We start from the raw sequence: 4974 nt of genomic DNA on the forward strand, positions 1-4974 counted from the left end.
GGGCAGATGGGGCCGAGGCTGGGGGAGCCTGGACGGCTTGGTTGGGCCGGAAGAACCCCAGGTACCAGATGGCCACGGCGAGTACCAGCAGTCCGGCTACCAGGGCCACCTTAGCCGATTGGGGCATGCGCTGAAGAAGGTTCATGGCCGACCTCCGGCTCCCGGCTGCCCCCCTTGCTGGGCCTGGCCGGTGTAGGTGTAGACCGTCATGGTCAGGCTGGTGTTGATGATGGGGTTGGTGGGGTCGGCGGCGGTGGCCGTGCCGGTGCCCCCTAAGGACAGGTTCAGCCCCGAGATGGTGGCGAAGCGCTGGAAGGCCTCGAGATTGCGCAAAAAGACGTAAAGCTCAGGAAAGGGGGACTCTACCTGCAAGGCCAAGTTGGTGGCCCGCACGTTGGCTACGCCTTGGTTGTCTCCAGGGCTGCGGTTCAGCGCGCGCAGCACTACCCCGCTTTCCCGCGCGGTCTGGGCCAGCCCGGCTAAGACCCGGCCGAGCTGTTCGGTGGGCGGGAGCTCCCGCAGGAACTGCTGGCGGTCGGCCTCGAGGCGGGCGATGGTCTCCCGGAGCTGGGGCAGGGCCCGCTGGGCGGCCCGGCCGCGGTCGCGCTCAATGGTCAGCCGGTCTATCTCAGCCTGTAGCTCGGGGATACGGGCTTGCAGGGGCTGGGTTATCAGGAAGTACCAAAGCACCCCAAGCAGGAGGGCCGCTACCATGGCCACGATGGCCCACTCGCGCTGGCCCATTCTAGCGAGAAGGGCTACCACTGCCTTCACCTCCTGTGCTGCTGGCGGTGGCCTGGGGCCGGCTTACCAAACCCACCGTGGCCCCGAAGGTGTAAAGCTGCCGCTGCTGGTCAAGGCTGGCGTTCTGGAAGTTTATGCCAAACCGCGGGGAGCTCTCAAAGGCTTCAACGAAGCGGATTAGGGCATTTTGGCCTATGGCCTCGCCTTGCAGATTGAACTCAATGTTAACCGGTTTTCCATCGTAAACGCCGTTTTGCACATTGGCCTGAACCTCTTGGGGGGTTAGGGCCCGGGTGCCGATGCTGCGCAGGGCGATGCCAAAGCGGCGGCCTTCCCGGGGAATCTGGTTGATGACCAGGGCCAGGTTGTCCGACCAGGGCACGAAGCGCTCCCGGAGCTGGTTGCGCACCGAAAGAAGCTGCTCCAGCTCCCGTTGTTGTTGGTTGAGTCGGTTTTGCTCGGCGATGAAGGGCCTGAGTACATCTACCTCAACCTGGAGCTGATCCCGCTGGGTCTGCAGGGCCTGAATCTGGGAGAGGGTGGAAAGGTGTAAGAAGGCTACGGTGGCCGCAACCGCCAGCACCACCGCGACGGCGGCCAGCCGCCACCAGCCTGGCTCCACCCGGCGGCGGAGGTCTTTGGGGAGGAGATTGAGCCTAATCAAGCGGGTTCACCCCCCGGAGCGCCAACCCCACCGGCACTGCAAACTCGGCCGAGAGGCTGCGCAGGTGTTCCAGATCAAAGCGGTTTTTGTCAATTTGGATGTCCTGCCAAGGGTCGGCCATTTCCAGCGGGATACCCAGCGTGTCGGCCAGGAGGGGCACCAGGCTGCGCAGCTTGCTGCCTCCTCCGGCCACAAAGCCCTGGTCTACACCCAGGTCACCCATCTGCACTCGGAAAAACTCCAGGCTACGCCTGAGTTCAGTGGTGAACTCAACCAGAACCGGCCGGATGGCATCGTACATGCGGGCTGGGTTAAAGCGCTCCCGCTCGGCGTCAAAATCCAGCAACAGGTCCTCATCCTCGGTGGGGATGGTAGCCAGGCCATAGTTCTTTTTGGCCTCCTCAGCGGCCATTACGTCTAGGTTAAAGGCTTTGGCAATGGCCGCGGTGAAGTCCTTGCCGGATAGCTGGATGATTCGGTTCAGAAGGAGCCGCTCCCCACGGGTGAGCACCAAGGCCGAGGACTCGGCCCCGATTTCCAGAAAGAGCGTGATGGGTTCGCGGTCGGGGGTCCGAAGCCGGGGCTCGAGGGTCCGAAGGCCGGCAAAGGGCTTTACATCTATCACCAAAGGCTCCAACCCTGCCGCTTTGAGGGATTCTACCAGGCTGGCAATGGTCTCCTGGCGGGCGGCCCCCACCACCACATCCATCTGCTCGCCTTCGGGGATGTTCTCCAAGGGGTCCAGCGGTGCGTAGTCCAGCACCACCTCGTCAATGGGGAAGGGGATGTATCGCTCTGCCTCCCAGCGGACCGCCTCTTCCATCTGCTTGGGGGGCATCTTGGGCACCTGGAGGGTACGGGTGATGACGGCCAGGTTGCTGGCCGCGGTGACCACGTAGCGCTTGCGGGTGCGCATCTCGGCCAGCATTTCCTTCAGGGTATCGGCCAAGGCCCCTGGCTCGGCGACGGAGCCGTCCCGCATAACCCCGGGAGGGGTGGGCCGGATGCTCAGCGCTTTTAGACTAGGGGGGGTTCCCGAGAGCTCGACCATCTTGATGTTGGCTGAGCCAATCTCGAGACCCAGCGCCTCGACCCTGGGCCTCAGCAACCCACTGAAGAAATCACGCACGCTGCCCCCTTTCCCACAGGTGTCTCAAGCTGGCAGTAAGTATATCATGGCAAACCGCTGCACCCACCCCCACATTGACCATGTGGGACACTTTAATCCAGCCCTCGTACCTGGCCCGGTGCATTTGACCGCGGGGTTGTTTTAGCCCTGCCCTTACAGGGCCTTGGCCACAGCCTGGGCGAACTCCAAGGTGGTGGCACTGCCCCCCAGGTCTGGGGTGCGGGGGCCTTCGGCAAGCACCTGATCCACGGCCCTCTCTATCCGCTGGGCGGCTGTGGATTCGCCTAGGTATTCCAGCATCATTGCCGCTGAGAGGATGGCCGCGGTAGGGTTGGCGATGCCCTTGCCCGCGATGTCGGGGGCGCTGCCGTGCACCGGCTCAAAGACCGCGTGCTCCTTGCCGATGTTGCCGCTGGCGGCGATGCCTAGCCCTCCGACCAGCCCCGCCGTTAGGTCGGAGAGGATATCGCCGAAGAGGTTGGTGGTCACAATGACGTCAAACCGCTCGGGGTTTCGCACGAGCTGCATGGCGCAGTTGTCAATTATGATGTCCTGGGTTTTGACCTCGGGGAACTTGGCGGCCTCTGCCAACACGGTGTTCATGAAGAGGCCCTGGGTTACCGGCAGAACGTTGGCCTTGTGGGCCACGTGGAGCTGCTTACGCGGGCGGCTGGCGGCCAGCCGGGCCGCATACTCGCCGATGCGCGCGCTGGCGCGGCGAGTGATGACCGTATCGGCGATGGCAATCTCACCATCCAGGTAACTCCGCTCCTGCTCCACGTAGAGCCCCTCGGTGTTCTCGCGCACCACCACCAGGTCCACCCTGGGCCTCGAGCCGGGTACCGGATGGTGCTTGGCCGGGCGCACGTTGGCGAAGAGGTCAAGTTTGCGCCTAAGGTACCGGATGGCCCCGAAGAAGCCGGGCACCTTCCGGGTGGGGCTGGTGGCTGCACCGAAAAGGGTAGCGTCGGTGTGCTTTATGGTCTCTAGGGTGGCCTCGGGTACCGAAGTGCCTGTTCGCTCAAAGGTCTCCCAGCCGGCCTGGGCCTCTACGAACTCGAGCCTTACCCCCGTGGCCTCGAGCACCAGCCGGGCTGCGGGAATCACCTCGTGTCCGATGCCGTCGCCTTCAATCAGGCAAATCTTGTAGCTTTTCATACTCACCCCCAGCCATTCTAGCGCCCCCCTTTCGTATACTGAAGGCTGGTGATGTATGGCCGGTCATAGCAAATGGGCTCAGATTAAGCGCAAAAAGGCTGCCAATGACCTTAAAAAGGGAAAAATCGTCAGCAAGTACCTTCGCCTCATCGCGGCTGCTGCACGGGCCGGGGGCAGCGCTGATCCGGCGGCCAACCCCAGTCTGCGCAACCTGATTGAGGCTGCGCGGGATGCCGATGTGCCCAGCGACAACATTGAACGCTTGTTGAAACGTCTTTCGGGAGGCGAGGAGGAGGGCACCCAGTACGAGGAGGTGGTCTACGAGGGCTACGCCCCGGGGGGGGTGGCGGTGATTGTGCAGGCCCTCTCCGACAACCGCAACCGGACCGCCTCCGAGGTGCGCCACGTCTTCAACAAGCACGGGGGCAGCCTGGGGGCTACGGGTTCGGTTTCCTGGCAGTTTGAGCGCCGGGGTTATATCTGGATTTCCCCCAACACCGAAGCGGCCCAAGAGGCCGCTATTGAGGCGGGGGCGGTGGACCTACAGGAGGCGGAGGAGGGCTTGGAGGTCTACACTGACCCTCAGGAGGTCTACGCGGTGGCCAGCGCCCTCAAGGCCAAGGGCTTCAAGCCTGAAAACACCGAGATCACCATGGTGCCCCAAAATACCATTAGCCTGAGCCAGGCCGAGGCCGAAAAGGTCCTCAAGATGGTAGAGGCCTTGGAGGAGCTGGAGGACGTGCAGAATGTTTACACCAACCTCAGCCTGGAGAACGTTTCGGTTGAGGCTTGAGGCTACCCCCGGTGGGTTTGTTTTCGGAGCCCTGATGGGCCATAATGGGCGATAAGCATGTGGAAACTTCTGGAGTACCTCCGAGAGGATGTCCAGGCCGTATTGGAACGCGATCCCGCGGCCCGGGGGCCCTTGGATGCGATTCTGTTCAGCCCGGGGATGCACGCCTTGTGGATGCATCGCCTGAACCATCGCCTTTGGAAGGCCAACTTTAGGCTTTTGGCCCGTTTTTTGGCTCACCTGACCCGGATGCTCACGGGGGTAGAGATTCATCCTGGCGCCCGCATCGGCCGCCGGGTGGTTATAGACCACGGAATGGGCATTGTGATTGGGGAGACTGCCGAGGTGGGCGACGATGTGATGATGTACCACGGGGTAACCCTAGGGGGTACCGGCTTTACCCGGGAGAAGCGCCACCCCACCATCGGCAAAGGGGTGCTGCTGGGGGCCCATGCGGTGGTGCTGGGGCCGATAGAGGTGGGGGAC

Annotated in this window: 6 protein-coding genes; 2 read left to right on the top strand and 4 right to left on the bottom strand. The window is 63.1% G+C overall.

Annotated elements, in window-relative coordinates; all coding sequences use genetic code 11:
- Positions 1–141: 141 nt before the first annotated feature.
- The 4 genes from Mlute_RS14040 to Mlute_RS14055 form a co-directional block, all read right to left on the bottom strand.
- The gene (locus Mlute_RS14040; protein WP_119361196.1) at positions 142–744 is read right to left on the bottom strand and encodes a type IV pilus inner membrane component PilO; all 603 of its coding nucleotides are present in this window, start codon (positions 742–744) and stop codon (positions 142–144) included.
- Position 745: 1 nt separating this feature from the next.
- Positions 746–1408 carry a flagellar protein FliT gene (locus Mlute_RS14045; protein ID WP_119361197.1) on the bottom strand — a complete coding sequence of 221 codons (663 nt, stop codon included), beginning with the start codon at positions 1406–1408 and terminating at the stop codon, positions 746–748.
- Positions 1401–2537: a type IV pilus assembly protein PilM gene (pilM, locus tag Mlute_RS14050; RefSeq protein ID WP_119361198.1), complete on the bottom strand. Its 1137-nt coding sequence runs from the start codon at positions 2535–2537 to the stop codon at positions 1401–1403. Before pilM ends, Mlute_RS14045 begins: the two co-directional genes overlap by 8 nt.
- A 153-nt stretch (positions 2538–2690) precedes the next feature.
- Entirely contained in the window at positions 2691–3695 is a 1005-nt protein-coding gene (locus tag Mlute_RS14055; RefSeq protein WP_119361199.1) for an isocitrate/isopropylmalate dehydrogenase family protein, read from the bottom strand.
- Positions 3696–3750: 55 nt separating this feature from the next.
- On the opposite strand from Mlute_RS14055, the gene Mlute_RS14060 reads away from it, so the two are divergent.
- Both Mlute_RS14060 and epsC read left to right on the top strand, forming a co-directional pair.
- Positions 3751–4488: a YebC/PmpR family DNA-binding transcriptional regulator gene (locus Mlute_RS14060; RefSeq protein WP_119361200.1), complete on the top strand. Its 738-nt coding sequence runs from the start codon at positions 3751–3753 to the stop codon at positions 4486–4488.
- 57 nt (positions 4489–4545) lie between these two features.
- Positions 4546–4974 (top strand): serine O-acetyltransferase EpsC (gene epsC, locus Mlute_RS14065; protein ID WP_147371111.1); only part of this gene is annotated, 429 nt, incomplete at its 3' end.

The sequence above is a fragment of the Meiothermus luteus genome (genome assembly GCF_003574085.1).
Taxonomy (GTDB): Bacteria; Deinococcota; Deinococci; order Deinococcales; family Thermaceae; genus Meiothermus; species Meiothermus luteus.